The organism is Saccharopolyspora dendranthemae, from assembly GCF_007829955.1.
Taxonomy (GTDB): domain Bacteria; phylum Actinomycetota; class Actinomycetes; order Mycobacteriales; family Pseudonocardiaceae; genus Saccharopolyspora; species Saccharopolyspora dendranthemae.
Map to the genome: position 1 here is coordinate 303,072 of NZ_VIWX01000006.1, position 26,853 is coordinate 329,924.

At 70.6% G+C, this 26,853-nt stretch carries 23 protein-coding genes; 15 read left to right on the plus strand and 8 right to left on the minus strand.

Annotation, left to right across the window (positions count from 1 at the left end):
• The first annotated feature begins 1 nt into the window (after position 1).
• The 5 genes from FHU35_RS25870 (at position 2) to kynU (ending at position 4,801) form a co-directional block, all read left to right on the plus strand.
• Positions 2-1,054 carry a 2Fe-2S iron-sulfur cluster-binding protein gene (locus FHU35_RS25870; RefSeq protein WP_145744354.1) on the plus strand — a complete coding sequence of 351 codons (1,053 nt, stop codon included), beginning with the start codon at positions 2-4 and terminating at the stop codon, positions 1,052-1,054.
• A gap of 10 nt (positions 1,055-1,064) precedes the next feature.
• Complete coding sequence (locus tag FHU35_RS25875) at positions 1,065-1,832, plus strand: SDR family oxidoreductase (RefSeq protein ID WP_145744357.1); 768 nt, start codon at positions 1,065-1,067, stop codon at positions 1,830-1,832.
• 77 nt (positions 1,833-1,909) lie between these two features.
• A complete protein-coding gene (locus tag FHU35_RS25880; RefSeq protein ID WP_145744359.1) occupies positions 1,910-2,758 on the plus strand; it encodes a tryptophan 2,3-dioxygenase in 849 nt (282 codons plus the stop codon).
• Positions 2,748-3,563, plus strand: coding sequence for an alpha/beta fold hydrolase (locus FHU35_RS25885; RefSeq protein ID WP_145744361.1), 816 nt, complete (start codon positions 2,748-2,750; stop codon positions 3,561-3,563). The genes FHU35_RS25880 and FHU35_RS25885 overlap by 11 nt, the downstream gene beginning before the upstream one ends.
• Positions 3,563-4,801, plus strand: coding sequence for a kynureninase (kynU, locus tag FHU35_RS25890; RefSeq protein WP_145744363.1), 1,239 nt, complete (start codon positions 3,563-3,565; stop codon positions 4,799-4,801). The genes FHU35_RS25885 and kynU overlap by 1 nt, the downstream gene beginning before the upstream one ends.
• 40 nt (positions 4,802-4,841) lie before the next feature.
• Here the strand turns inward: kynU and pcrA are convergent, their stop codons facing one another.
• Positions 4,842-7,304, minus strand: a complete 2,463-nt coding sequence (gene pcrA, locus FHU35_RS25895; protein ID WP_145744366.1) for a DNA helicase PcrA — start codon at positions 7,302-7,304, stop codon at positions 4,842-4,844.
• Between the two features lie 446 nt (positions 7,305-7,750).
• On the opposite strand from pcrA, the gene FHU35_RS25900 reads away from it, so the two are divergent.
• Positions 7,751-8,059: a chorismate mutase gene (locus FHU35_RS25900; RefSeq protein ID WP_145744369.1), complete on the plus strand. Its 309-nt coding sequence runs from the start codon at positions 7,751-7,753 to the stop codon at positions 8,057-8,059.
• Between the two features lie 43 nt (positions 8,060-8,102).
• Here the strand turns inward: FHU35_RS25900 and FHU35_RS25905 are convergent, their stop codons facing one another.
• Entirely contained in the window at positions 8,103-9,419 is a 1,317-nt protein-coding gene (locus tag FHU35_RS25905) for an MFS transporter (protein ID WP_145744372.1), read from the minus strand.
• 49 nt (positions 9,420-9,468) lie between these two features.
• The gene (locus FHU35_RS25910) at positions 9,469-10,230 is read right to left on the minus strand and encodes a 3-hydroxybutyrate dehydrogenase (protein WP_145744374.1); all 762 of its coding nucleotides are present in this window, start codon (positions 10,228-10,230) and stop codon (positions 9,469-9,471) included.
• A gap of 125 nt (positions 10,231-10,355) precedes the next feature.
• Here FHU35_RS25910 and FHU35_RS25915 point away from each other — a divergent pair, with 125 nt between their 5' ends.
• The 5 genes from FHU35_RS25915 (at position 10,356) to FHU35_RS25935 (ending at position 16,284) form a co-directional block, all read left to right on the plus strand.
• Positions 10,356-10,676, plus strand: a complete 321-nt coding sequence (locus FHU35_RS25915) for a hypothetical protein (RefSeq protein ID WP_246110579.1) — start codon at positions 10,356-10,358, stop codon at positions 10,674-10,676.
• A 159-nt stretch (positions 10,677-10,835) separates the two neighbouring features.
• A complete protein-coding gene (locus FHU35_RS25920) occupies positions 10,836-11,834 on the plus strand; it encodes a hypothetical protein (RefSeq protein ID WP_145744376.1) in 999 nt (332 codons plus the stop codon).
• A gap of 109 nt (positions 11,835-11,943) precedes the next feature.
• A complete protein-coding gene (locus FHU35_RS25925) occupies positions 11,944-12,669 on the plus strand; it encodes a hypothetical protein (RefSeq protein ID WP_145744378.1) in 726 nt (241 codons plus the stop codon).
• A 423-nt stretch (positions 12,670-13,092) separates the two neighbouring features.
• The gene (locus FHU35_RS25930) at positions 13,093-14,487 is read left to right on the plus strand and encodes a serine/threonine-protein kinase (RefSeq protein WP_145744380.1); all 1,395 of its coding nucleotides are present in this window, start codon (positions 13,093-13,095) and stop codon (positions 14,485-14,487) included.
• 243 nt (positions 14,488-14,730) lie between these two features.
• A complete protein-coding gene (locus FHU35_RS25935) occupies positions 14,731-16,284 on the plus strand; it encodes a serine/threonine-protein kinase (protein ID WP_145744382.1) in 1,554 nt (517 codons plus the stop codon).
• Here the strand turns inward: FHU35_RS25935 and FHU35_RS25940 are convergent, their stop codons facing one another.
• Positions 16,285-17,184, minus strand: a complete 900-nt coding sequence (locus FHU35_RS25940; protein WP_186459617.1) for a LysR family transcriptional regulator — start codon at positions 17,182-17,184, stop codon at positions 16,285-16,287.
• Between the two features lie 112 nt (positions 17,185-17,296).
• Here FHU35_RS25940 and FHU35_RS25945 point away from each other — a divergent pair, with 112 nt between their 5' ends.
• Positions 17,297-18,256 carry a DMT family transporter gene (locus FHU35_RS25945; RefSeq protein ID WP_145744384.1) on the plus strand — a complete coding sequence of 320 codons (960 nt, stop codon included), beginning with the start codon at positions 17,297-17,299 and terminating at the stop codon, positions 18,254-18,256.
• A 120-nt stretch (positions 18,257-18,376) separates the two neighbouring features.
• Here the strand turns inward: FHU35_RS25945 and FHU35_RS25950 are convergent, their stop codons facing one another.
• Both FHU35_RS25950 and FHU35_RS25955 read right to left on the minus strand, forming a co-directional pair.
• Positions 18,377-19,063 (minus strand): response regulator, encoded by a 687-nt coding sequence (locus FHU35_RS25950; RefSeq protein WP_145744385.1) that lies wholly within the window; start codon positions 19,061-19,063, stop codon positions 18,377-18,379.
• A 41-nt stretch (positions 19,064-19,104) separates the two neighbouring features.
• Positions 19,105-20,436, minus strand: a complete 1,332-nt coding sequence (locus FHU35_RS25955) for an ATP-binding protein (protein WP_246110580.1) — start codon at positions 20,434-20,436, stop codon at positions 19,105-19,107.
• Positions 20,437-20,558: 122 nt separating this feature from the next.
• Here FHU35_RS25955 and FHU35_RS25960 point away from each other — a divergent pair, with 122 nt between their 5' ends.
• The 3 genes from FHU35_RS25960 to FHU35_RS25970 all read left to right on the plus strand — a co-directional run bounded on the left by FHU35_RS25960 (position 20,559) and on the right by FHU35_RS25970 (position 23,035).
• Positions 20,559-21,746, plus strand: a complete 1,188-nt coding sequence (locus FHU35_RS25960) for a PspC domain-containing protein (protein WP_145744387.1) — start codon at positions 20,559-20,561, stop codon at positions 21,744-21,746.
• Positions 21,739-21,927: a hypothetical protein gene (locus tag FHU35_RS25965; RefSeq protein ID WP_145744389.1), complete on the plus strand. Its 189-nt coding sequence runs from the start codon at positions 21,739-21,741 to the stop codon at positions 21,925-21,927. The genes FHU35_RS25960 and FHU35_RS25965 overlap by 8 nt, the downstream gene beginning before the upstream one ends.
• A 193-nt stretch (positions 21,928-22,120) precedes the next feature.
• Positions 22,121-23,035, plus strand: coding sequence for a glycoside hydrolase family 16 protein (locus FHU35_RS25970; RefSeq protein WP_145744392.1), 915 nt, complete (start codon positions 22,121-22,123; stop codon positions 23,033-23,035).
• 339 nt (positions 23,036-23,374) lie between these two features.
• Here FHU35_RS25970 and guaA read toward each other — a convergent pair whose 3' ends face one another.
• Together guaA and FHU35_RS25980 are read right to left on the minus strand one after the other, a co-directional pair.
• Positions 23,375-24,961 carry a glutamine-hydrolyzing GMP synthase gene (guaA, locus tag FHU35_RS25975; protein WP_246110581.1) on the minus strand — a complete coding sequence of 529 codons (1,587 nt, stop codon included), beginning with the start codon at positions 24,959-24,961 and terminating at the stop codon, positions 23,375-23,377.
• 151 nt (positions 24,962-25,112) lie between these two features.
• Entirely contained in the window at positions 25,113-26,813 is a 1,701-nt protein-coding gene (locus FHU35_RS25980; RefSeq protein ID WP_145744396.1) for an FAD-dependent oxidoreductase, read from the minus strand.
• Positions 26,814-26,853 lie beyond the last annotated feature (40 nt).

Genomic DNA, 26,853 nt, shown 5'->3' on the forward strand with positions numbered 1-26,853 from the left:
GGTGACTCCCCTGAGCACGACCACCACCGCGGGCTGGTACCCGCTGGAAGTCACCCGCGTCGAGCACCTCACCGCCGAAGCCGTGGCCCTGTCGCTGCACGTGCCGCCGGAGCTGGCGGGGACGTTCGCGCACCGGCCGGGCCAGCACGTCGTGGTCCGGCACGGCGAGCTGCGGCGCAGCTATTCGGTGTGCCCGCCTCCCGACGACCCGGCCGCGCTGCGGCTGGTCCTCAAGCCGGTCACGCCGGGCGGTTTCGGCACCTACGCGCGCAGCGAGCTGGCGGCGGGCGACGTGGTCGAGCTGTCGCCGCCCGCCGGGAAGTTCGGGCTCCCGGAGCTGCGGGGCGCGCACCACGTGCTGATCGCCGGTGGCTGCGGGATCACCCCGCTGGCGCCGATGGCCGCCGCCGCGCTGCGCGGTGACCCGGACTGCCGGGTGTCGCTGGTGCACTCCGCGCGCACCGCCGCCGACGCGCTGCTGGCCGACGAGATCGCGCTGCTCAAGGACGAGTTCGTGCAGCGCTTCGACGTGCTGCACGTGCTCTCCCGCGAGCGCGGCGGCAGCGAGCTGTGCACCGGCCGGATCGACCCACCGAAGCTGCGGCGGCTGCTGGAGCTGCTGGACGTCCGGCCCGGCGCGCAGTTCGCGCTGTGCGGTCCGCCCGGCCTGCTGGCCACCGCGCGCGAGGCGCTGGACGGTATTCCGCCGGAGGACGTCCGCACCGAGCTGTTCGCCTCCACCGCGCCCGGACCGGCGCCGGAGCCCGAATCCCGGGGCGGCCGGATCAGCGCGACCCTCGGCGGTCGCACCAGCAGCGTGACCATGCTCTCGCAGGACCGGGTGGTGCTCGACGCGGTGCTGCGGCACCGCCCCGAGGTCCCCTACTCCTGCCGCGACGGCGTGTGCGGCAGCTGCCGGGCGAAGGTCCTCTCCGGTGAGGTCGCGCTCGGACCGCAGCACGCGCTGGACGCCGACGACCTGGCAGGCGGCTACACGCTCGCCTGCCGCGCCCGCCCGCGCACCGACGAGCTCGCGCTCGACTTCGACGTCTGAGGAGACGACCGTGACCACCACCCCGCACGAGGGCCGCACCGCCCTGGTCACCGGCGGAAGCCGCGGCATCGGCCGGGCCATCAGCCGGCGCCTCGCCGCCGAAGGCGCCCTGGTCGCCGTGCACTACGGCCACGACCACGACGCCGCCGAGCGGACGGTGAAGGAGATCATCGCCGACGGCGGCCGCGCGTTCGCGGTGCATGCCGAGCTCGGGGTCCCCGGCGACGCCGACGCGCTGTGGGCGGAGTTCGACCGCCAACTGGCCGCCCAGGACGCCGAATCCGGGCTGGACGTGCTGGTCAACAACGCCGGCATCACCCTGCCGCGCACCATCGCGAACGTGACCGAGCAGGACTACGACCGACTGTTCGCCATCAACACCCGGGCCCCGTTCTTCATCGTCCAACGTGGACTGGAGCGGATCCGGGACGGCGGCGCCATCGTCAACGTCTCGTCGGTGACGACCCGCTTCGCCTATCCCGCGATCATCGCCTACACGATGAGCAAGGGGGCCCTGGACACCTTCACCCTCGCCCTGGCCAAGGAACTCGGACCGCGTGGCATCACGGTCAACGCGGTCGCTCCCGGCTTCACCGAGACCGAGATCAACCCGACGTTGCGCAACCCGGAGATCCGCCGGAACTACTCGGCGGAGTCGGTGTTCGACCGGCTCGGGCAGCCCGAGGACATCGCCGCGGTGGTGTCGTTCGCGGCCGGCCGCGACGCCGGGTGGACCACCGGTCAGTGGATCGACGCCAGCGGCGGTGTCCGGATCTGACCGCGTTGCGCTCCGAGCCCGAAAGCTCCCCGAAAACCGCTGCCTCCGATCCTGGAGGCGGTCCCCCAGGAGTTGTGATGACCGACCGCGCCTCCGCCCTCGCGGAACTGTCCACCGACGACCCCCTGACCCAGCCGTTCGGGGGCGCCAGCCCCTACGACGAGTACGTCCGCGCGACGCTGCTCAACACCCTGCAGGAACCGCTGACCGAGGCCGCCGACGAGATGGGATTCCTGGTCACCACGCAGGTGATGGAGCTCTGGTTCACGCTGATCGTGTACGAGTGGCGCGCCGCGCGGGAGGCCTTCCGCTCCGACGACCTCGACACCGCGATGGACGCGCTGCTGCGCAGCCGCCGCGGGCTCAAGGCCCTCAACGAGTCGTGGGCGCCGATCGCGGCGCTGACCCCGGTGCAGTTCAACGGTTTCCGCGCCGCGTTCGGCAAGGCCTCCGGGTTCCAGTCGGCCATGCACCGGCACATGGAGTTCCTCGTCGGGCAGAAGTCGGCGGCGCTGCTGCGCGCGCACTCCGGCGACCCGGATGTCCACAAGGGACTCAGCGAGGCCTACGAGGAGCCGTCGCTCTACGACGAGGTGCTGAACTTCCTGCACCGGCGCGGGCTCCCGGTGCCCGAGCACATCCGCAGGCGCGACGTCACCGCGCCCTACGAATCCGACCCCGGTGTCGTCGAGGTGTGGCGGCGCATCTACTCCGGGCCGCAGCACCACCCGCTGCTGCGGCTGGGCGAACAGCTCACCGACGTGGCCGAGGCGATCACCCGCTGGCGGCTGGACCACGTGATGGTCGTGCGCCGGGCGATGGGCGCCAAGCCCGGCAGCGCGGGCTCGGCGGGCGTGAAGTACCTGGAGAAGCGCGCCGCGATCGCGGTGTTCCCGGAGCTGTGGGAGGCCCGCGGTGCCGTCTAGGGAGATCTCCTCGCGCGCCGCGGAGGAGGAGAAGCGGGTGCTGAGCCTCAAGCCGGTGCTGGCCCCGCGGCACGGCAAGTACGGCGAGCACCCGCACCACGGCTACGACGAGTGGCCCGGTGACGGGCCGCTGGTGGTGCTGCTGCACGGCGGCTACTGGCGCTACGACCGGATGCACCTGACCCCGTTCGCCGCCTACCTGGCGCGGCAGGGCTTCTCGGTGCTGCTGCCCGGCTTCCGCCGCTCCGGCGGCGCGGGCGGGTACCCGGAGACGTTCGACGACGTGGCGCGGATCGTGGACGAGCTCCCCGCCGGGCGGCCGTACGTGCTGGCCGGGCACTGCTCGGGCGGGCACCTGGCGCTGTGGTGCGCGGCTCGCGGGCTGCTGCCCGCCGGGTCGCGCTGGCACTCCACGAGGCTGCCGGACGCGGTGCTGGCGCTGGCGCCGATCACCGACCTGGCCGCGACGCGCCGCGACGACCTCAGCGACGGCGCCGCGGTGCAGCTCATGGGCGCCGAGGAGTTCACCGAGCGGCTGCCGCTGGTGGATCCGGTGACGCTGCTGTCCGAGGCCGGAACGACGGGGGTGCGCACCGTGCTGCTGCGCGGCGAGGTCGACGAGGAGGTGCCGCACGAGCAGTTCACCGACTACGCGGCGGTGCACCGGGATCTGGAGACCGTGGTGCTGCCCGGCACCGGCCACTACACGCCGATCGAACCGGACGGCCCGGCCGCCGCAGCGGTGGCCGACGTGTTGTGGCGGTTGTCCCGTGAACGCGACGACGATCCGGGAGAGTGCTCCTGATGACCGAACTCGCCGAACTCGCCGACCACCTCGACGCCACCGACCCGCTCGCGCACGTCCGGGACCGCTTCCTGCTGCCGGAGGACGTGGTCTACCTCGACGGGAACTCGCTCGGCCCGCTGCCCGCCGCAGTGCCGCCGGCGCTGGAGGACGCGGTGCACCGCCAGTGGGGCACCGACCTGATCCGCTCCTGGAACGACAACGACTGGTGGCAGGCCCCGCTGCGGGTAGGCGACGCCGTCGGCGCGCTGATCGGCGCCGCGCCGGGCCAGACGGTCGCCGGTGATTCCACCAGCGTGCAGCTGTTCACCGCGCTGAGCGCGGCGGCGGAACTGCGCCCGGACCGCCCGCTGCTGGTCACCGACCCGGAGCACTTCCCCACCGACCGCTACCTGGCCGACTCGGTCGGCCGGCTGCACGGGCGGCAGGTCCGCCGGGTGGCGCCCGCCGACCTGCCGGAGTTCCTCGACGAGCACGGCGACCAGGTCGCGGTGATCAGCTACTCGCCGGTCGACTTCCGCACCGGCGAACTCCACGACATGGCCGCGCTGACCGCCGCCGCGCACCGGGTGGGCGCGCTGGTGTTGTGGGACCTGTGCCACGCGGCCGGGGCGATGCCGGTGGGCCTCGACGACCTCGGGGTGGACTTCGCGGTCGGCTGCGGTTACAAGTTCCTCTCCGGCGGTCCCGGCGCCCCGGCCTTCCTGTACGCCGCCGAGCGGCACCACGATTCGTGGCGCACGCCGCTCAACGGCTGGACCGGCCACGCCGAGCCGTTCGGCCTGCACGCCGACTACACCCCCGCACCGGGGATCGCCCGAGCCCGCATCGGCACCCCGCCGATCCTCTCGCTGCTGGCCCTCGAAGCAGCGCTCTCGGCGTTCGACGGCGTCGACTTGGAGCAGGTCCGGGCCAAGAGCCTCTCCCTGACCGGCTTCTTCCTCCGCTGCGCCGAAGACCTGCTGGCCGCAGAGGGTTTCGAACCGGTCACCCCGGCGGAACCCGAGATCCGCGCCAGCCAGGTCTCGCTGCGGCACCCGCACGCCTACGGCCTGATCCAGGCCCTGGCAGCGCGAGGAATCATCGCCGACATGCGGGCGCCGGACATCCTCCGCTTCGGCGTCAACGCCCTCTACACCTCGCACCACGACGTCCTCGCCGCCGCCACCCGCCTCCAGCGCACCACTGCCGCAGGCGAGTACGACTCCGCACCGCAACAACCGGGCACCGTGACCTGATCCGGGCCGGAGCCCAGGAATTCGACCGGCGGAGGCGTGATCAGAGCTTGGTGAGGGGGACGCTTCCGATGAGCATGAGCTTGACCGTGCCCGCTGTGCCGAAATCGATGGTGGCCGTGGCGCGCGGGCCTTCGCCGTCGGTGGAGACGACCGTGCCCAGGCCGTACTTGTCGTGGGTGACCTTGTCGCCGGCGTCGAGCTTGAGGGCGACGGTGTCCTTCCAGCCCTTCATCCCCGTGCTGCGCATGCCGCGCTCTGCCACGCCCGCCTGCGCGGAATCGCCGCCGGTGCGGTCGAAACCGCCGCCACCACCCCGGCTGCCCCACGTGCTGCGGACCTGCGGAGCGGCGCGCTCGGGCTCGATGCGCCGCCAGTGCATCAGCTCCTCGGGGATCTCGGTGAGGAACCGCGAGGCCGGGTTCGTCATCGGCTGACCCCACGCCGAGCGCATCATGGCGCGCGACAGGTAGAGCCGCTGGCGAGCACGGGTGATGCCGACGTAGGCCAGTCGCCGCTCCTCGGCGAGCTCGGTCGGATCGCCCAGAGCGCGGTTGTGCGGGAAGACGCCGTCCTCCCAACCGCCGGAGAACACCACCGGGAACTCCAGGCCCTTGGCGGTGTGCAGGGTCATCAGGGTGACCAGGCCGTCGCCGGTCTCGGGCAGCGAGTCGGCGTCGGCCACGAGCGAGACGCGCTCCAGGAACGCCGCCAGCGAGTCGTCGGCCAGCGGGTCCTCGTCCTCGGTCGCCGGTCCCACATCCGACACCACGGCCTCCGCGGACGGCGAGGCCTCGGCGTCCTCCGGCAGCGGTGCTCCGGCTCGGGCCTCGGTGAACTCGCGCGCGACGGTGATCAGCTCGGTCAGGTTCTCCAGCCTGGTGGCGTCCTGCGGGTCGTCGCTGGCGTCCAGCTCGCCCCGGTACCCGGTGCGCTCCAGGAGCGTGTCGAGGGTCTCGGCGACGTCGTTCTCCGCGGCGACCTGGTGCAGCTCGTCGAGCAGCTCGACGAAACCGGAGATCGCGTTGCGCGCGCGGGTGTTGAGCAGCGGAACCTCACCGGCAGCGGCCTTGCGCAGCGCTGCCGCGAAGGAGACCCGCTCCTGCTCGGCGTGCACCGCGACCACGGCCTCGGCCCGGTCACCGATGCCGCGCTTGGGCACGTTGAGGATGCGCCGCAGGCTCACCGTGTCGTCCGGGTTGTCGAGAACCCGCAGGTAGGCGAGGGCATCGCGGACCTCGCGGCGCTCGTAGAAGCGAACCCCGCCGACGACCCGGTACGGCAGGCCGAGGCGGATGAACACCTCCTCGAACACGCGCGACTGGTTGTTGGTGCGGTAGAAGACCGCGATGTCGTTGAAGGTGGCTTCGCCCTGGTCGACCAGCCGGTCGATCTCGCCGGCCACGAAGGCGGCCTCGTCGTGCTCGTTGTCGGCGACGTAGCCCACGATCTGCTCGCCGTCACCGGCGTCGCTCCACAACCGCTTCTCGCGGCGGTTCGGGTTGCGCTTGATCACCGCGTTCGCGGCCGACAGGATCGTCTGCGTGGAGCGGTAGTTCTGCTCCAGCAGGATGCTGCGCGCCTGCGGGTAGTCGCGCTCGAACTCCTCGATGTTGCGGATCGTGGCGCCCCGGAAGGCGTAGATCGACTGATCGGCGTCACCGACCACGCACAGCTCCGCCGGTTCCACGCCGCTCTCGGTGGGACCGGTACCGACCAGCTCCCTGACCAGCGCGTACTGCGCGTGGTTGGTGTCCTGGTACTCGTCGACGAGCACGTGGCGGAAGCGGCGGCGGTAGTGCTCGGCGACCGCCGGGTGCTGCTGCAGCAGCTCGACCGTGCGCATGATCAGGTCGTCGAAGTCCATCGCGTTGGACTCGCCCAGCCTGCGCTGGTAGGCGGCGTAGACCTGGGCGACCTTGCGCTCCACGTCGTTGCCTGCCTGCTCGGCCGCGTCCTCCGGCGTGAGCAGCTCGTTCTTCAGGTTCGAGATGTTGATGGCGAGCGTCCGCGCCGGGTAGCGCTTGGAGTCCAGGTCCTGCTCGCGGGCGATCACGGTGACCAACCGCTTGGAGTCGTCGGAGTCGTAGATCGAGAAGTTCGACGACATGCCGAGCGTCTTGGCCTCGCGGCGCAGCACCCGCACGCACATCGAGTGGAACGTCGACACCCACATCACGTTGGCGCGGCGACCCACCAGGTCGGCGACGCGCTCCTTCATCTCGGCCGCGGCCTTGTTGGTGAAGGTGATGGCCATGATCTGACCGGGGTGCGCCCCGCCCGCCAGCAGGTAGGCGATGCGGTTGGTCAGCACCCGGGTCTTGCCCGATCCGGCACCGGCCACCACCAGCAGCGGCGACCCGAAGTGCGTCACGGCATCGCGCTGCTGCGGGTTGAGACCGGCCAGCAGCGCCTCCGGATCCGGACCGGACCGGGAGCTGGGCGCGGAGGACTGCGCGACCGAGGGATCGTCGCCGTGCCATTCGAGATCGAGGGGGGTGCTCATCGCTGGTCCACGTTACCGAACCCCCCGGACAGAGCTCTTCTGCGTGAGCTCACTTTGCGTAGCGGTGCGGGTAGCGGAACCTGACACGCCGCCTGGCTCCGGGAGCCGCTCCTTGTGTATGCCAATACACGGCGTCACGGCTGTCCTCACCAGGCGACGTGTCAGAACCCGCGGCGGTGCGAATTGCTTGCGTGGGGCAAAGAGAAACGGCTTCGCCGTTGACGTCCACGTGATGGGACCAACTGCCCAGGCAGTGGATCGGCATCGGCGGTTGTGGCAGACTGGGAATGTGCGAACGCAGCAGTACGAGTTTTACTACGGGCCCGGGACTCCGGTGTCCGTAGCTGTGTGAGCGCTCAAACCACTACGACGCCCCGGAGTCCTCGGACTCGGGGCGTTTCGCGTTCCGGGACGGGAACGGGGCCGGAGCCGGAGGATGACGTCCGATGAACGCCACTGTGGACGGTGACCAACCGCAGTCCGGGAAGCCCTCGACTGAGCAGGCCGCCGCGGAGGCCATCACCAACTTCCGCGAGGAGATCGACCACCTCGACGCCGAGATCCTCCGCCTGATCAAGCGACGGGCGGAGATCTCCCAGCAGGTCGGCCAGGCGCGCATGGCCGCGGGAGGCCCGCGCATCGTCTACAACCGCGAGATGGACGTGCTCGCCCGGTACCGGGAGCTCGGTCCGGAAGGCCGCGAGATCGCCATGATCCTGCTGCGCCTCGGCAGGGGCCGGCTCGGTCAGTCCTGAGCCACGAGGGCGCCTTCGACCAGGTCGAAGGCGCCCTTCGACGTCACACCGCGTGGTCGGCGGCCAAGTCGCGCTCGCGCGTCTCCGGGGCCCGGAACACCGCGTAGAGGGTGACCACCGAGCACAGCGCGACGTAGATCGAGATCGGCAGCGACGAGTCGAACGCCGCCAGCAGGGCGGTCGCGATGATCGGTGCCAGCGACCCCGCCACGATCGACGCCAGCTGGTAGCCGATCGACGCGCCCGAGTAGCGAACCCTGGTGCCGAACAGCTCGGCGAAGAACGCGGCCTGCGGCCCGTACATCGCGCCGTGGAACACCAGCCCGACCGTGGTCGCGAAGGTGATCACCCAGAACGACTTGGTGTCGAGCATCGTGAAGAAGAAGAACGCCCACACGCCCGTGCCCAAGGTGCCCAGCAGGTAGATCGGCCGCCGCCCGAACCGGTCCGACAACGCGCCCCAGATCGGGATGCTGATGAAGTGCAGCACCGACGCGATCAGGGCCGCGTTGAGCGCGACGCCGCGCGGCAGGTCCAGGAACGTGACGACGTAGGTCAGCACGAACGAGGTCAGCACGTAGTAGACGACGTTCTCCGCGAACCGGGCGCCCATCGCGGTGAGCACCTCGCCCCGGTAGCGGCGCAGCACCTCCAGGATCGGGGGCTTCTGCTCGGTTCCCGCCTCCTCGGCCTTGCGCTGGGCTTCCAGGAACACCGGCGACTCGGCGACCGCCAGCCGCACCCACAGGCCGATCAGCACCAGCACCCCGGAGAGCAGGAACGCGACCCGCCAGCCCCAGGCCAGGAACGCCTCGTCGGACTGCACCGCCGCGAGCACCGCCAGCACCGCCGTGCCGAAGACGTTGCCCAGCGGGACCCCGGCCTGCGGCCACGACGCCCAGAAGCCGCGCCGTTCGCTGGAACCGTGCTCGGAGACGATCAGCACGGCACCGCCCCACTCGCCGCCGATCGCGAATCCCTGGATCAGCCGCAATGCCGTGAGCAGCAGCGGAGCCAGCACGCCCACCGACTGGTAGGTGGGCAGCAGGCCGATCGCGAACGTGGCGCCGCCCATCATCACCAGGCTCACCACCAGCAGCTTCTTCCGGCCGATCCGGTCGCCGTAGTGACCGAAGACCAGACCGCCGAGCGGGCGGGCGATGAAGCCGACCGCGTAGGTGATGAACGCGAGCAGGGTGCCCATGAGCGGATCGCCCGCCGGGAAGAACAGCTGGTTGAACACCAGCGCGGCGGCCGAACCGTAGAGGAAGAAGTCGTACCACTCGACGGTCGTGCCGACGAGGCTCGCCAGCACCACCCTGGCGGTCGACGATCTGGCAGGAGCGGACTCGGTGGTCATGGCTGGCGTCCTCCTTGACGAGCCGGTGTGCACCTCGGGAAAACCTGGGTCAGTTCGCCGTCCAGCCCCCGTCCATGGACAGCGACGCTCCGGTGATCGACGTCGTCCCCGGCCCGCACAGCCACGCGGCGAACTCGGCGACCTCGTCAGGTTCGACCAGCCGCTTGACCGGTGTCCGGGCCAGCAGCACGTCCTCGATGACCTGGTCCTCGGGCACGCGGTGCAGCCGGGCCTGCTCGGCGACCTGGCGCTCGACCAGCGGTGTGCGCACGAAGCCCGGGCACAGGCAGTTCGACGTGACCCCGTAGGGGGCGCCCTCCAGCGCGATCGTCTTGGACAGCCCCTCGATGGCGTGCTTGGCGGTGACGTAGGCGCTCTTGAACGGCGAGGCGCGCAGCCCGTGCACCGACGAGATGTTGATGATCCGTCCCCAGCCGCGCTGGTACATGCCCGGCAGCGCGGACCGCACGATGCGGAACGGCGACTCGACCATGACGCGCAGGATCGTGCCGAACACCTCCGGCGGGAACTCCTGCAGCGGCGCGACGTGCTGCAACCCGGCGTTGTTGACGACCACGTCGGCGCCGTCGCCCAGGTCGTCGGCGTTGTCGGGGTCGCCGAGGTCGACGACCCGGGCCGTGTCGCCCAGCTCGGCGGCGAGCGCGGTGACGGCATCGGCGTCCTTGTCGGCAGCGACCACCTCGGCTCCCGCCGCGGCGAATCGCCTGGTGACGGCGGCTCCGATGCCGCTAGCCGCCCCCGTGACCAGAACCCGTGCGCCGTTGAGGTCGAGACCGGTTCGCTCGCTCATAGCGACAGAACCTAAGCGTGCCGACGTTCACGAACCAGACTTGATTCACAAAGTTTTCGAACCGATTCGTGAATCAGGGGGATCCCCCATATCGGACATGCCCCGCCGAGGAGCAGACTGGAGCCATGAGCATGGTTATCGGTCTGGTCGCACTCCTGGTGACGCTGGGCGCCGTGATCGCGGCGGGCGGGCACGCGGGCTACCTGGCGATGCTGACCTCCGCCGCGAAGAAACGCCCCGGCGGACAGCCTGCCGCCGACTTCGCCAAGAAGCGCTACCCGGTCGCCGGGGTCGGCCTCGGCGTGACTCTGCTGGCGCTGCTGATCAACACCGGTGACTCGGTGGGGGCGGACGTCTTCGCAACCCTGCTCGGCCTCGGTGGCGGCGCCGGTTCGCTGAAGGCGCTGCAGACCTCGCAGAGCCGCTTCCGCAAGGGAGAGTTCTGAGCCTGCCGCATCCTCGGTCCGCCTTTCGGTGACGTTCGTTCGAGTGGCCGAACGGGAATACCACCCGTTCGGTGGATCAAGTGTGCTGATCGGAGCACCGATCTTCTCCACGCGAAGCTCGCCGTGAACCCATGCGGGTTGAGAAAGTCGAGACCTCCGATGCACACCGGCAGAACCACCGGCTGGAGCGGCCGACTCGATTGGCCGCCGCCGTCACCGGCCCACGCACCTGCACCGTCACCGGCCCACGCACCTCCACCGGGCCGGCACCGCAAGACGGACACCGGCGCTGCCGGGATCCCGGTACCCGCGCAGCGCGTGGGCCCCGAGGACTCCTCGCCCCGGATGGTGATCGACCCGATGACCGACACCGCTCCGGTGGGCGGGCTGCACAAGTTCGACCTCGGGATGGTGCCCGCCTCGGTCACCCCGCCGCCGAGCTGGCGTCGTGCGGCGTGGTTCGCGATCGGCTCGTCCGCGGCCGCGCTGGGCGGCCTGATGTTCGCCACGACCTTGCTGGCCAACCACACGACCAGCATCGAGGGCTTGGAGCTGCCGAGCATGCCGCGCGGCGGCCAGTACCCGCCGCTGCTGCGCGACCCCTACTTCCTGACCGGGGACCCGACCCGGCCCTCCGCCGCCGACGGCAGCACGAGCGCGCCCACGTCCGCGGTCAGCCCGAACCAGCTCGTCGCGGGCCCGATGCCGACCCGGACACCCGAACCGGTCGCGCCGGACGAGGATTCCGATGACGACGCGGACCCCGGCACGCCGGGCAGCGGAGCTCCCGGGACGAACCCGCCTCCTCAGCCGAGCAAGCCGCCCACCACGGAGGCCCCGCAGCTGCTGCAGCTGACCGACACCGACGCGATGCAGCAGCGCGGCGAGCAGTACTACGCGGCGATCTCCGCCGGTGATCTGCCGGGTGCGTACGCGATGACCACCGGTCCGTTGCGCGCCGAGGGCTACGAGTCCTTCGCCTCCCGCTACTCGCACGCGACGCGGGTCGAGGTCGTGCAGGTGTACGTGACGCCGACCAGCACCGCGCACACGCTGCGGCTGACCCTGCCGGACGGTTCGGTGATCACCGAGCGCCGCGTGCTCCGGTACGAGATGGCCGACAGCCCGATGATCGCGGCCGACGACCCGGTCTCCTGATCACCGATCGTGAAGCACTGCTCCGTTCGTGATCTTCGGTGCCATCCCTTCCGGTGATCTATCCGAGAATCCTTCCTAACTGGACGGAAGGCGAGTACGTCTTCACGCCGTGGAGCACACCAGGGATCGCACGGCCCTCGACGAGACCGTCACGGTCGCCGAGCTGATCCGGCGCGGCCCGCAGGACCCCGACGCGAGCCCGCCGGCGGCCGAGCCCTGCGACCCCGGGGCGACGAAGCAGCCGCTGGGCGGGCTGGTCGTCCTGACGGTCCTCGGCGTGCTGCTGCTGATCTCCGCGGCCGGAGCGGGCGCGCTGATCATGGCCAAACCCGCCCAGCTCACCCGTCCCGCCCACTCGGCCGCCCCGATCAGCGGAGCGCTCGCGCTGCGCCCCGACCTCGTGCTCAACGCCGCGTGGCCGTTCACCGGCAACGGCGGCTTCGCCGACACCACCGGCACCGATGCCGCGGTCCTCGACGCCGATCCGGACGACGCGCACCTGGCGAATCCCGAGGCGGGCAGCGAGAGCACGACCCTGGGCCTCGTCGAGGAGTTCTACCGCCGCGCGCAAGACTCCCCCGATCGGCTCGGCGAACTGCTCGCCCCCGAGCTCGGGCACGCCGACGAGCTCCGCCGGGCGTGGGAGGCGGTCGACCACGTGTGGCTCACCGAGCTGCGGAGGGAACGCGACGGATCGGTGCGCGCGCAGGTCGAGGCGGAGTACCCGGACGGCCGGCGGGTGATGCTGGACCAGCACCTGCACGTCTCGCCCGGCCCGCTGCCGCGCATCAGCGGCGCCGAGCTGCGCACCGCGCGGCAGCTCCCGCCCGGCTGAGGTGCACAACGATGCGGCAACGACCCGCAGCACCGCACCCGATCCGATCGCGAGGAGCACCGCCGGTACCGTGGCGTGAGCCGACCGGTGCCGAGAGTCACACGCTCGCGGCGACCGACCGAGCCGGACCCCGATCACCAGCGAAAACAGCGTCGAGACGGGACCCGGTCAGCCCGGTCTCCGACGTGCGCGGCGTAAGCTCGAAGCGGGTCTTACCGATCTTTTCGACTTCGGACCTACGCACAACGGGCGTCGGCTAGGCTGCCGTATCGCGGTTCGGTAGCAACCCGAGTCGTGCTTTGAACGTGTACTTGTGGGGGGCCAAAGCCGGTCCGCCCTAATCCGCCGATGTTCGGTGGGCCAAGTCCGGGATCCCTGGGCAGCGGCGCCGCTGGGCATCGATAGCAGTACGGGGAGACGTCGGTGAGCGACGAAGGTCGCCTGGTCGCCGGACGCTACCGGGTGCAGCGACGCATCGGCAGTGGCGCGATGGGCGTGGTGTGGGAGTGTGTTGACGAGCGCCTGCACCGCACCGTTGCGGTCAAGCAGTTGCTGTTGCAGCCCGGTCTTGATCCGGGTGAAGCCGAGGAAGCGCGGCAACGGGCAATGCGGGAGGGCCGGATCGCGGCCCGGCTCCAGCACTCGAACGCGATCTCGGTGTACGACGTGGCAGAGGACGAGGGCCAGCCGGTGCTCGTCATGGAGTACCTGCCGTCGACGAGCCTTGCCGCGATGATGTCCGATCACGGCCCGCTGCCACCGCGCGAGGTCGCGCGGATCGGCGCGGAGGTCGCGTCGGCTCTGGGCGCCGCGCACGCGGCGGGTGTCGTGCACCGCGACATCAAGCCGGGCAACATCCTGCTCGGCGACAACGGCCAGGTGAAGATCACCGACTTCGGCATCTCCCGGGCTCAGGGCGACGTCCAGGTCACCAAGACCGGGATGCTCGCCGGGACGCCCGCCTACCTGTCGCCGGACGTGGCGATGGGTCAGGAGCCGACTCCGGCGTCCGACGTGTTCTCGCTCGGCGCCACGCTCTACGCGGCGATCGAGGGGCACCCGCCGTTCGGTCTCAACGAGAACACCCTGGCGCTGCTGCACGCCGTCGCCGCGGGCAAGATCGAGCCGCCGCAGCAGGCCGGCCCGATGGCCCAGCCGCTGATGGCGATGATGACCGCGCGGGTGCAGGACCGGCCGGACATGCCGCAGGTCCGCGAGATGCTGCAGTCCGTCGCCGACGGCGGCTCGGTGAGCTCCATCCCCACGATGGCCGCACCGATCCCGCCCGCGCTGGCACCGGAGCCCCCGGACCAGGCGACGAGCGTGGTGGGCGCGGGCGACGCCGCGGGCACCACGGTCGCCTACTACGAGGACGACCCGTACTCGGAGCGGCCCTACGAGGACGCGACGTCGTACATGGGCGCCGACCACCGCGCCGACGAAGCGGTCTACGAGGAGCCCCGGCGCAGCAAGCGCCCGGTGATCATCTCGGCGATCGCGCTGGTCGCGGTCGCGGTGATCGCGGTCCTGGTCACCTCCGCTCTTCGGGGGCAGCAGCCCCCGCCGCCGCAGCCTGCGAACCAGCAGACGGAGCAGCAGCTGCCTCCCGCCCCGCCGCCGGAGACCAGCAGCGAAGAGGAAACGACCACCAAGCAGACCCGCACCTCCACGCGGGAGACGGAGACCTCCTCGGAGGAGCCGACGACGTCCCAGCAGCAGCCGACGACGTCCGACGAGCCGACGACGTCCGAGGAAGAGCCGACGACGAGCCAGCCGACGAAGACGACCCAGCCGAGCGGCAGCTTCACCACTCAGTGAGGTAGTCCGGATCCAGCTCCAGTCCTGCGGGGGTGCTCATCGACAGGTGAGCGCCCCGGCCGCAGGCGCATTTCGGCCCCGGGGTGCTACCCGGGAGGCGGGGCCCAGTAACGTGGCTGCGGGCGTGACACCGTCGGGTGAAGACGACAGCGGGGAGTCGGTCCGCCCTCAAGTGCTAACAACAACAGGCAGTCCTCAGACAGGCGAGCCCCCGTCGGGGTGAGCCAGTACCAGGAGACACCGGTGAGCGCCGAAGGTCGTTTGATCGCGGGCCGGTACCGCTTGCAGCAAAAGATCGGCAGCGGCGCCATGGGCGTGGTGTGGAAGGCCGTGGACGAGCGCCTCCACCGCACGATCGCCGTCAAGCAACTGCTGCTGCAGCCCGGCTTCACCCCCGAGGAAACCGAGGAAGCGCGACAGCGGTCGATGCGCGAAGGTCGCATCGCCGCCCGCCTCCAGCACCAGAACGCCATCGTCGTGTTCGACGTGGCGGAGGACGAGGGCCAGCCCGTGCTGGTCATGGAGTACCTGCCCTCGACGAGCCTCGCCGCGGTCATCGACGAGCAGGGCGTGCAACCGCCGATGCGGGTGGCCCGCATGGGCGTGCAGGTGGCCGGAGCGCTGGCCGCGGCCCACATGGCCGGCATCGTCCACCGCGACCTCAAGCCGGGCAACATCCTGCTCGGCGAGAACGACCTCGCCAAGATCACCGACTTCGGCATCTCGCGCGCGATCGGCGACGTCGCGGTCACCAAGAGCGGCATCCTCGCGGGCACTCCCGCCTACCTGGCGCCGGAGGTCGCGCTGGGCCGCGACCCCGCGCCGGCTTCGGACGTGTTCTCGCTGGGCTCGACGTTGTACGCGGCCATCGAGGGCGGTCCGCCGTTCGGCACCGATGAGAACGCGATCAGCCTGCTGCACCGGGTGGCGCGCGGGCAGTTCGAACCGCCGCGCCAGGCCGGACCGATGACGCCGGTGCTGCTGCAGATGCTGTGCCCGGACCCGGTCGACCGGCCGACGATGGCGCACACCCGCGACCTGCTGCAGGCCGTGCTCGACGGTCGTCCGGTGCCCAACGCGGCGCCGGGGGCCGGTGCCGGCTGGCAGCGCCAGCAGCAGCCTCCCGCGCCGACGCCGCCCCACGGCGGGCAGATGATGGCCCACCAGGGCGGCATGGGCGGCGCGAACCCGCCCACCCGCGTCGGTGGCGCGGGCCCGGTCTCGGTCGGTCCGGGAACCGCCGCACCACGGCGCCGCGGCGGCAAGCAGGTCGCGCTGTGGATCGTCGCGATCGCGGTGGCGATCCTGGTCGGAGTGCTGGCCGCGAACGCGTTCGGATCCGGCTCGCAGAACCAGGGCGCTCCTGCGCCCGCCCCCGCGCCCAAGCCGGCCCCCGCGCCCGCCCCCACGACCACCTCGGCGCCGAAGACCACGTCCGCGGCGCCCACCAGCAGCCAGGCGCCGACGTCCAGCGCGACGAGCAGCAACAAGCAGGTGACCAAGGAGAAGCTGGTCTCCACGGTCAAGAAGTACTACACCCTGGTGCCCAAGGACCTCGACGACGCCTGGGAGCTGCTCGGCCCGAGCCTGCAGTCGCAGGGCAAGGAGCGCTACCAGGCGTTCTGGAAGCAGATCGACGACGTGAAGGTCATCGGCGAACCGGTGCAGTCCGGCGCCACCGTGGTGGTCACGCTCCAGTTCACCAAGGACGGCAAGAAGAGCACGGAGATGCACGTCCTCGGCATGGTCGCCAACAGCGACGGCGACGCGCTGATCAACACCGACAACCGCAGCTGATCAGACGTTCTTCGCCGTTTCCGCCAGGCAGTCGATCAGGGACCGGGTGGCGGGCAGGTCGGCGACGGACTCGCGGACCGCGGCGTAGAGGTGGCGGGTCGGCGCGGGGTTGGTGACCGCGCGGATCTCCACGCCCGGGTGCACCACGTCGAGTCCGAGGTGCGGCACGAGGGCGATGCCCAGACCCGCCGCGACGAACCCCTGCGCGGAGTAGGTGCTGTCGGTCTCCAGCGCGACCCGCGGCGTGAAACCGGCGCTGGCGTAGGCATCGCGCAGCAGCCGCGAGCAGATCCCGCCGCTGGTCACCGCGCTGTTGATCCAGGAATCGTCGGCCAGCTTCGCCATGTCGACGCTCTCCTGCTCGACCTGCGGGTGAGAGCGGGGCAGCACCACCCGGTACGGGTCGTCGGCCAGGTGCACCAGCCGCACACCGCGCCGCTCGGGCAGCGAGTCGCCGACCACGATGACCGCCAGGTCCGCGTCACCGGCGACCACCTCGTCGAGCAGGCCCTCCTCCTGGAGCTGCAGGTCCAGGGTGACCTCCGGGTGCTCGGCGCGGAACTTGGCGACCGCGCGCGGGATCAGCCCGACGGCCGCGGTGGTGAAGAACCGCACGCGCAGCACACCGGTGCGGCCCGCCCGGATGTCGGCGAGGTCGGTCTCGGTCTCGTTGAGCAGTTCGGAGATCCGCCCGGCGCGCTCGGCCAGCAGCGTGCCCGCCGGGGTGGGCCGCAGTCCGCGACCGGCCCTCTCCAGCAGCGGCGTTCCCGCTTCCTTCTCCAGCGTGGCGAGCTGCTGGCTGATGGCCGAGGGCGTGAAACCGAGGTTGGACGCGGCGGCGCTCACCGACCCGCTGGTGACCACCGCGCGCAGCACCTGCATCCGTCTGACGTCGAGCATGCCCGCGACGATACAGGATCGCTTAAAGGTTCGTTGAGATTAATTCGCTTGTCCTTACTTCTCCGCTCTTGCAGTCTGAATCCAGGACACACGACGACACTGGGGAGCGGAGATGAACAATCCGGCCAGCTACCTCCGGCTCGGCGCGCTCGCGCTGTTCTGGGGAGCGAGCTTCTTGCTGATCAAGCTCGGCCTCGAAGCGATGTCACCGACGCAGATCGCGTTCGCTCGCATCGTGCTCGGCGCGCTGACCTTGCTGGCGATCTGCGCGGTGCGGGGCCTGCGCATCCCGGGCGACCGGAACCTGTGGAAGCACGTGGCGGTCGCCGCGCTGCTCTCCAACGCGCTGCCGTGGGTGCTGCTGGCCGCGGGCGAGCAGAGCGTCGAGTCCGGGCTGGCCGGCGTGCTCAACGCCACCACGCCACTGTGGACGGTGCTGTTCGGGCTGCTCGCGGGGCGCGAGGCGCTGCCACCGCGTCGCGCGGCCGGGCTGCTGCTCGGATTCCTGGGCGTGCTGGTCATCTTCGCCCCGTGGCAAGGCGGCGGGCTGCTCAGCTGGGGCGTGCTCTCCTGCGTGGCGGCGGCCGCGAGCTACGGCATCGGGTTCGTCTACACAGGACGGTTCATCACCGGCCGCGGCACGCCACCGCTGGCCCTGGCGGGCATGCAGCTCACCGCCGCGATCGGCTTCTCGCTGCTCGCGCTGCCCATCGGCGGCCTGCGGCTGGTGCACTGGAACCCGGTGGCGCTGCTGGCGATCCTCGCCCTCGGCGTGGTCGGCACGGGCATCGGGTTCGCCCTGAACTACCGGCTGATCGGCGATGAGGGAGCGACCACCGCTTCCACCGTCACCTACATCATGCCGGCCTTCTCGGTGCTGCTCGGCTGGATCCTGCTCGGCGAGCAGCTCCCCTTCCGGGTCCTGCTGGGCATGGCCGTGGTCCTGGTCGGCGTCGCGATGACCCACCGCAAGGGCTCCGGCCAGGGGATGCTCCGGGGACGGGTCCGCGGAGCCTTCATGCGGGGTTCGCAGCTCTACGCCGAACTCGCGACGAACCACCCGATGAAGTGATCCCAGGGAAGTTTTCATGAAAACCTCCCCACTCCGGGGGACCAGAGGGAGTTTTCATGAAAACTTCCCCCTCACCACCTCTTCAGACATCCGACCTGAGACTTGTGCGAGATCGAGGGGTCAGACCAGGCGGCGGTCCGATGCCCAGCGGGAGAGCTCGTAGCGGTTCGACAGCTGGGTCTTGCGCAGCACGCTGGAGACGTGGGTTTCCACCGTCTTGACCGAGATGAACAGCTCGGAGGCGATCTCCTTGTAGGCGTAGCCGCGCGCCAGCAACCGCAGGACCTCCCGCTCCCGCCGGGTCAGCAGGTCCAGCTCGGGGTCCCCGACCGGTGCCGCGTTCGGCCCCTCCGAGAACGCGTCCAGCACGAAGCCCGCCAGGCGCGGCGAGAACACCGCGTCGCCCGCCTTGACCCGGGTGATCGCGTCCACCAGCTCGCGCCCGGAGATGGTCTTGGTGACGTAACCGCGGGCACCGCCCCGGATCACCGCGATGACGTCTTCGGCCGCGTCGGAGACCGACAGCGCGAGGAAGACGATCTCGCCCTTGTCGTCACCGGACCGGGCCCGCACCTGGCGGAGGACCTCGGCGCCACCTCCGTCGGGCATGTGGACGTCGAGCAGCACCACCTCGGGCTGGAAGTGACCGATGCCGGTCACGGCCTCACCGACCGATCCCGCCTCACCCACCACCTCGACGCCGTCGTCAGCGGCGAGCTCGGCACGGACGCCGGCGCGGAACAGCGCGTGGTCGTCGACGAGGAACACCCGGACCGGGCTGTTCCCCTCGCTGGCTTCTCCGGTCACAACATCCTCCGCACACGTCGTTTCCCCTGGCAGACTACGCTTCACGCGGCCGACCTGGGCATTTCCATCGCCACCTCGGTGCCCTGCCCGGGCGAGGTGCGCACCTTGACCGTTCCGCCGTGCCGCTGCACGCGGCCGCGGATCGAGTCGGCCAGCCCGTGGCGGTCGTCGGGGACCTCCGCCGGGTCGAACCCGGCTCCCCGGTCGCGCACGAACACCGAGACCAGTTCCGGTTCGATCTCCGCGTAGGCGCTGACCTCGCTGACCCCGGCGTGCTTGGCCGCGTTGACCAGTGCTTCCCGCGCCGCGTTGAGGGCGGCGGTGAGCCGGTCGTCGACCTCGCAGTCACCGACGACGACCTGCTGGACGGTGATCGCGAAGTGGTCCTCCACCTCACCGCAGATCCGCGCCACCTCGGCGGCGAAGGTCCGCTTGTCCTCGATCGGGTTCGCGTCGGCGCCGTAACCGTCGGGCCCGTAGAGCCACCCGCGCAGCTCGCGCTCCTGCCCGCGCGCCAGCCTGCGGACCTCGCGCCCGGAATCGGCCTGCTTCTGGATCAGCGCCAGCGTCTGCAGCACCGAATCGTGCAGGTGCGCGGCGATCTCGGCCCGCTCCTGCGAGCGGATGCGGCTGGCGCGCTCCACGTTGAGGTCGCGCACCATCCGCACCCACCAGGGCACGGTCAGCACGGCGACGCCGACCAGCGTGGCACCGGAGGCGAGCAACCCGGTCGGCAGCGATTCCAGCGACGTCGTGCTGCCCACCAGCAGCGCCATGCCGAGCACGACCAGCACCGCGCCGGAGAGGACCCGGATCCAGGCGCTGCGCGCTCCCGTTCCCAGCAGAGCGCCCGCGACCCCGGAGCGAGCGCCCTGCCGCCACCTGCGGCGTTGTGAGTCGTCGGCCTCCCGCCACACGACCGCCGCGCCCACCAGGGCCACCACCAGCGGAACGGTCAACCAGGTCGGCATCGACAGCACGGCACCGAAAGCGACCAGCGCGCCGACGCCCAGCAGCAGGATCCCGAACCCCTGCTGCCACTCCTGCTTCGTCGCCGGGCGCGAGCCGCCTCCCTGCGGCACGAACACCCACAGCAGCGCGTACGCGAGGATCCCGGCGCCACCGATCGCGGAGAGGATCGCGAAGACCATCCGCACCCACAGCACCCGCACGCCCAGGTGTTCGGCCACGCCGGCGCTCACACCGGCCAGCAGCCGCCCGTCGCGGGTCCGGCGCAGCGGCGGGTAGGCCGGGCGCAGCTCGCCGGTGGAGGAGCCGGTCGGCTCCAGCCGGTCGGTCTCCCGCAGCGGGTCCACCTTGTTCTGCGGGCGCTGGGTCTGGTCGTCGGGGGCCATCACGTTTTCGATGGTCACACGGTCGAGGACCGAGAGGCATCAGGGACCGCCCTGACAAACCCGGAATCGACCCGGTTCCGGGACGGACTCAGGGGCGTCCCCGATTCCCGCGACCGGCGGTGGAACGGATAGTGGTCGTCATGAACAGCACGCAGCAGACCGGTGGTTTCGAGGCCACCGTGCGCGACTTCTGGGCCACCCGGCCCGTCCGCCCGAGCACGGGCAGCAAGGCCGCCGGGGTGTCGGCGGCGATCGCACGGCGCTACGGCGTCGACTCGATCCTCGTGCGCGTCGGCTTCGTGGTGCTCTTCTGCTACGGCGGCGCCGGGCTCGTCCTGTACATGCTGGGCTGGCTGCTGTTCCCGAAGGAAGCCGCACCGCTGCCCGGACAGACGACACCGCGACGCGAGCCCACCCGGACCTGGGTGGCCGTCACGCTGGTGCTCCTGCTGGTCCCCGCGATGCTGTGGATGATCAACTCGATTGCGGTGCTGGGACTGGCCGCGGGACCGATCTCCTTGTACTTCCTGCACCGCAACCAGGGCGATCGCCAGGTCACCGGGACGTCGGACCCGCCGGCGCAGGCGACGCCGACCGGCGAGAACACCTGGGTGTACCCGGGCACCACCGCGCAGCAGACCCCGCCGTCGTGGGACCCGCTGGGCGCCGCTCCGTTCGCCTGGGACCTGCCGGAACCGCAGGAGCCGGAGCCGCCGGAGCCCCGGGCCCGCCGCTTCCGCTGGTACAACCCGCTGGCGCTGCTCGTCGCCTTCGTCGGCGCCACGGCCGTCGCGTCGCTGGGCGCGCCCGGCTACTTCGCCACGGCGACCGCGCTCGGCCTGCTGGGCGTGGCGATGATGATCGGAGCGTTCCTGCGCGTGGGCCGGTGGCCCATCGTGCTCGCGGTGCCGCTGGCGTTGGTCGCCCTGCTGTCCTCGGTCGCGCACCAGTACCGGATCGGGGACGACCTGGACCTCGGCGACGTGCAGGTCGCCCCGGTCGAGATCACCGACGTCCAGCCGGTCTACGACCGCGACGCCGGAACCTTGGACCTCGACCTGTCGGCGCTGCGGATCAGCACCGGCGATGTCGTGCGCACCACCGCCAGCGTCGGTGCGGGCAGAGTCCAGATCCGAGTTCCCTCCACAGTGGATGTTAGCGCGGAGTGCGAGGTGGAGATGGGCGAGAGCATCTGCCTGAACCGCCACTCCAACGGTCAGGACGTGCATCAGTCGATCACCGATCTGGGCCCGGACGGTCCCGGCGGCGGCGAAATCGTGCTCAACGCTACTGCGGGCACCGGAAACGTGGAGGTCATCCGTGACTGACGAGAGCAAGCCCTACGACGGTCCCGACCCGATCCTGCTGATCGCGGGCACCATCTCGGCGATCATCGCGGCGGCCGTCGCGCTGGATCTGGAGAGCCAGCTGCAGTGGATCCTGGCGGGTGTCGCGGTGCTCGTGGGCGTCGTCCTGCTGGTGATCTCGCTGCGCAGGCGCAGCGACTGAGATTCCCAGTTGTACCTGGGAATTCGCGGTCCGGCGTGAGGTTTTCCGGGAATTTTTCCCGTCACTCACCCGTCCGCCCATCTGTCCTCTTCCAAAACTCGCCAACTCCTCCCGAGCGCGGCACCGATCTGCCGATACTGCGGTCTTGATCGATCCGAACAGCGTTGCTCCCACAATCCCGCAAGGAGCTGCTATGACCAGGAACCGCGTGCTCGCAGGCGGTGCCGTGCTCGCACTGTTCTTCTCGCTCCCGTCCGCCGCGGCGGCGGTCCCGGGCGAGACGCCGAGGGACGCCACACCGCGCGCCGAGGTCTTCTTCGACGACTTCTCCGGCGACGAGATCGACCGCTCGAAGTGGCAGGTCGAGGTGACCGGCGAGAACTTCGGCACCGTCAACAACGAGCAGCAGGCCTACGTCGACTCGCCCGAGACGCTCTACATCGACCACGACGGCGGCACCGGCGCCGAGAACGGCGCCCTGGCGGTGCACCCGCGCTACAAGGAGGGCTTCCAGGCTCCCGACGGAGGCACCTACGACTTCGTCTCGGGGCGCATCAAGACCGAGGACAAGTTCGAGTTCACCTACGGCTCCTACTCGGCGCGCATCAAGCTGCCGGAGAACGCCACGGCTTCCGGTCTGTGGCCGGCCTGGTGGTCGCTGGGCACCAGCATCAACGAGGGCAAGCCGTGGCCGGAGTGCGGCGAGGTCGACGTGATGGAGCACGTCGGCGAGCCGTGGACGAGCTCGGCCATCCACGGACCCGAGTACAACGGCGACACGCCGATCAACACCCAGCAGAACTTCGAGGGCAAGGACCCGGCCGACTGGCACACCTACCGGGTGGACTGGACACCGGAGGGCTTCACCTTCTTCGTCGACGACACGCAGACCTACACGGTCTCCAAGCAGGAGTTCTCCGACAACGGCTGGACCTGGGTGTTCGACGACCCGCAGTACATGATCCTGAACTTCGCCCTCGGCGGCCAGTACCCGCAGGGCGTCAACGGCGTCACCGAGCCCTACCCGGGCCTCCCGCAGGAGAGCGTCGACAAGGTCAAGGCAGGCACGGCCCGCTACCTCGTCGACTGGGTCAAGGTCGAGCAGTGAGGCAGTAGCAGGAATCGATGCGAAGAGGGCCCTTCTGACCTGGTCAGAAGGGCCCTCGAGCGTCAGGCAAGCACCGAAGGTGCTTTCAGTGCCCCACCTGAGCAACCAACGTCAGGCAAGCACCGCAGGTGCTTTCGCACTGCCCCACCTGAGCAACCGGCACCGCCGCGGGTTCTCAGACGCCTTCTGGGGAGGACAGCCGTAGCGCCGCGTATTCACTCATACTCAAGTCTCGGATCCCGGACCCAGAAAGCGTCTGAGGTTCCGCATCTGGCACCGCAAAGCAACAAGACCACTGAGTAGTTGTCAGTGAACCCGCACAAGAGAGAAGCGAAAGCCTCACTCCCACTCGATGGTCCCCGGCGGCTTGGACGTCACGTCGAGAGTCACCCGGTTCACGTCGGAAACCTCGTTGGTGATCCGAGTCGAGATCTGCTCTAGCACGTCGTAGGGCAGCCGGGTCCAGTCGGCGGTCATCGCGTCTTCGCTGGAAACGGGCCGCAGCACGACGGGATGCCCGTAGGTGCGGCCGTCGCCTTGCACGCCGACTGAGCGGACGTCGGCCAGCAGCACGACGGGGCACTGCCAGATGTCGCGGTCGAGGCCGGCGGCGGTGAGCTCTTCGCGGGCGATGGCGTCGGCCGCGCGCAGGGTTTCGAGGCGGCCGGCGGTGACTTCGCCGATGATGCGGATGCCGAGGCCGGGGCCGGGGAACGGCTGCCGGTGCACGATGGTTTCGGGGAGGCCGAGTTCGAGGCCGACTCGGCGGACCTCGTCCTTGAACAGCGCGCGCAGCGGTTCGACGAGCGAGAACTGGAGGTCGTCGGGCAGGCCGCCGACGTTGTGGTGGCTCTTGATGTTGGCGGCGCCGGAGCCTCCGCCGGATTCGACCACGTCGGGGTAGAGGGTGCCTTGGACGAGGAAGTCGATCTGCTCGCCTGCGGCTCCGGCTTCGGCCTGCAGGTCGCGGGCGGCCTGCTCGAAGACGCGGATGAACTCGCGGCCGATGATCTTGCGCTTCTCCTCGGGGTCGGTGACCCCCGCGAGGGCGGCGAGGAAGCGGTCGACGGCATCGATGGTGACCAGCCGGACGCCGGTGGCGGCGACGAAGTCCCGTTCGACCTGCGCGCGCTCGCCTGCGCGCAGCAGTCCGTGGTCGACGAAGACGCAGGTCAGCTGCTCACCGACGGCGCGCTGCACGAGCGCGGCGGCGACGGCGGAGTCCACGCCTCCGGACAGGCCGCAGATGGCGCGGCGGTCGCCGATCTGCTCGCGGAGCGCGGTGATGGTGTCGTCCACGATGGACGAGGTGGTCCACTGCGGGCGGATTCCGGCGATCTCGTGCAGGAACCGGCGCAGCACCTCCTGGCCGTGCGGGGAGTGCACGACCTCGGGGTGGTACTGCACGCCCGCGAACCGGCGCTCGACGCTCTCGAACGCGGCGACCGGGGTGTCCTTGGTGCCCGCGGTGACCTGGAAGCCCTCGGGCGCCTTGCTGACGGAGTCGCCGTGGCTCATCCACACCGGGTGGTGGCCGGGCAGGTCGTTGTGCAGCCGGCCGCCGTCACCGCTGATGGAGACCTCGGTGCGGCCGTACTCGCGGGTGCCGGTGTGCTCGACGGTTCCGCCGAGCGCGGCCGTCATGGCCTGGAAGCCGTAGCAGATGCCGAACACCGGGATCCCGGCGTTGAACAGCTCCGGGTCGACCTGCGGCGCACCGTCGGCGTAGACGCTGGAGGGGCCGCCGGACAGCACGATCGCAGCGGGGTTGCGGGCCGCGATCTCGGCCACCGGGGTGTCGTGCGGAACGACCTCGGAGTAGACCTGCGCCTCGCGCACGCGGCGAGCGATCAGCTGCGCGTACTGGGCGCCGTAGTCGACAACGAGAACAGGCCCGTTGGCGCTGTTGCTTGCGGAACCGGACACGTGGTCGCCGACCTCCTTGGCCATCGCAGTGCGGTCCGGTCATTGTCGCAGGTAACCGGGGCCACAACCGCATCGCCCCAGCGATGGCTCGCCCGGCGCCACCCACCACCGTCCCCCGCGGTCGCGGGGGACGGTGGTGCTCCAGCAGCTCTTAGACGAGGGGGAGCTGGAGGGCGGCGGGGGCCGTCGGCGGGACCGCCGGGGACTTCGGCTCGACCGGGACGACCTTGCGGTAGCCCTCGGACTGGTCCGGCCGGGTGTCGGCATCGCCCTTGTTCGGCCACAGGGAGAACGCGCGCTCCGCCTGCGCGGTGATGGTCAGCGACGGGTTGACGCCCAGGTTGGCGCTGACCGCCGAGCCGTCCACGACCGACAGGGTCGGGTAGGACCACGCGCGGTGGTACGGGTCGATGACGCCGGTCTCGGGGCTGTCGCCGATGGCGCAGCCGCCGAGGAAGTGCGCGGTCAGCGGGATGTCGAACATCTCGCCCCAGGTTCCTCCGGCGATGCCGCCGATCTTCTCGGCGACCATGTCGTTGGCCTGCTCACCGGCCTCGATGTAGCTCGGGTTCGGCGAGCCGTGCCCCTGCGCGGAGGTCAGGAAGCGCTTGCCGAACAACCGCTTCACGCTGGTGGTCAGCGAGTTGTCGAGGCTCTGCATGACCAGCAGGATCACCGTGCGCTCGCTCCAGTTGCGGACCGAGAGCATCCGCAGCGACAGCAGCGGGTTCTCCCGGAGGAACTTCCCCAGCTGCTTCCACCGCGAGCCCTGGCTGCCCTTGGTCGCCGGGATCTGCAGCAGTCCCATCGCGTTGGCGCCCTTGGTGTAGCGGACCGGCTCGATGTGGGTGTCCTGGTCGGGGTGGAACGAGGAGGTGATCGCGACACCGGTCGAGAAGTCCGTCTCGGGGTTCAGCTTGGCCACCTGCGATCCGATGATCGCCTCGGAGTTGGTGCGGGTGAGCTTCCCGAGCCGCGGGGAGAGCTTGGGCAGGTCACCGCTGTCGACGCTGCCGTGCAGCAGGTTCTGGGTGCCCCAGGTCCCGGCGGCGACCACGACCTGGTCGGCGCTGAAGATCTTCGGCTTGCGGTTGAGCTTCGCGCCGGTCCGGGAGGTGGCGATGCGCCAGCGCCCGTCGCGGCCCTTGCCGAGCCGGTTGACCGTGGTGAGCGGGAAGATCTCGGCGCCCGCCTTCTCCGCGAGGTGGAGGTAGTTCTTGACCAGCGTGTTCTTCGCTCCGACCCGACAGCCGGTCATGCAGGCGCCGCATTCGGTGCAGCCGGTGCGCGCCGGTCCCGCTCCGCCGAAGTAGGGGTCGGCGTCGGTGCGGCCCGGTTCGTTGAAGTACACGCCGACCGGGGTGCGGTGGAAGGTGTCGGCCACGCCCATGTCCGAGGCGACCTGCTTCATGACCACGTCGTGCGGGGTTTCCGAGGGCTGCTCGATCACACCGAGCATCTTGGTGGCCTGGTCGTAGTAGGGCGCCAGCTCCGACTCCCAGTCGGTGATGTGCGCCCACTGCGAGTCCTCGTAGAAGGGCTTGAGCGGCCGGTAGAGGGTGTTGGCGTAGTTGAGCGATCCACCGCCGACGCCGGCACCGGCCAGGATGAGCACGTCGCGGAGCATGTGGATCCGCTGCACGCCGTAGCAGCCCAGTTGCGGGGCCCACAGGAACTTGCGCAGGTCCCAGGAGGTCTTCGGGAGCTCCTCGTCGGAGAACCGGCGCCCCGCCTCGAGCACCGCGACCCGGTAGCCCTTCTCGGTCAGGCGCAGGGCGGCGACGCTGCCGCCGAATCCCGAACCGATGACCACCACGTCGAAATCGGTACCACTACCACCACGTTGTGCCATGCGCGACAGACTAGATGAAGCTACTCGGCAGTAGCTAGCC

Excerpts from the sequence above, each read along its gene's own strand:
- FHU35_RS25880 (WP_145744359.1), top strand. The coding sequence starts at position 1,910 with ATGACCGACCGCGCCTCCGCCCTCGCGGAACTGTCCACCGACGACCCC.
- kynU (WP_145744363.1), top strand. The coding sequence starts at position 3,563 with ATGACCGAACTCGCCGAACTCGCCGACCACCTCGACGCCACCGACCCG.
- pcrA (WP_145744366.1), bottom strand. The coding sequence starts at position 7,304 with ATGAGCACCCCCCTCGATCTCGAATGGCACGGCGACGATCCCTCGGTC.
- FHU35_RS25900 (WP_145744369.1), top strand. The coding sequence starts at position 7,751 with ATGAACGCCACTGTGGACGGTGACCAACCGCAGTCCGGGAAGCCCTCG.
- FHU35_RS25905 (WP_145744372.1), bottom strand. The coding sequence starts at position 9,419 with ATGACCACCGAGTCCGCTCCTGCCAGATCGTCGACCGCCAGGGTGGTG.
- FHU35_RS25910 (WP_145744374.1), bottom strand. The coding sequence starts at position 10,230 with ATGAGCGAGCGAACCGGTCTCGACCTCAACGGCGCACGGGTTCTGGTC.
- FHU35_RS25915 (WP_246110579.1), top strand. The coding sequence starts at position 10,356 with ATGAGCATGGTTATCGGTCTGGTCGCACTCCTGGTGACGCTGGGCGCC.
- FHU35_RS25920 (WP_145744376.1), top strand. The coding sequence starts at position 10,836 with ATGCACACCGGCAGAACCACCGGCTGGAGCGGCCGACTCGATTGGCCG.
- FHU35_RS25940 (WP_186459617.1), bottom strand. The coding sequence starts at position 17,184 with ATGCTCGACGTCAGACGGATGCAGGTGCTGCGCGCGGTGGTCACCAGC.
- FHU35_RS25945 (WP_145744384.1), top strand. The coding sequence starts at position 17,297 with ATGAACAATCCGGCCAGCTACCTCCGGCTCGGCGCGCTCGCGCTGTTC.
- FHU35_RS25960 (WP_145744387.1), top strand. The coding sequence starts at position 20,559 with ATGAACAGCACGCAGCAGACCGGTGGTTTCGAGGCCACCGTGCGCGAC.
- FHU35_RS25970 (WP_145744392.1), top strand. The coding sequence starts at position 22,121 with ATGACCAGGAACCGCGTGCTCGCAGGCGGTGCCGTGCTCGCACTGTTC.
- FHU35_RS25980 (WP_145744396.1), bottom strand. The coding sequence starts at position 26,813 with ATGGCACAACGTGGTGGTAGTGGTACCGATTTCGACGTGGTGGTCATC.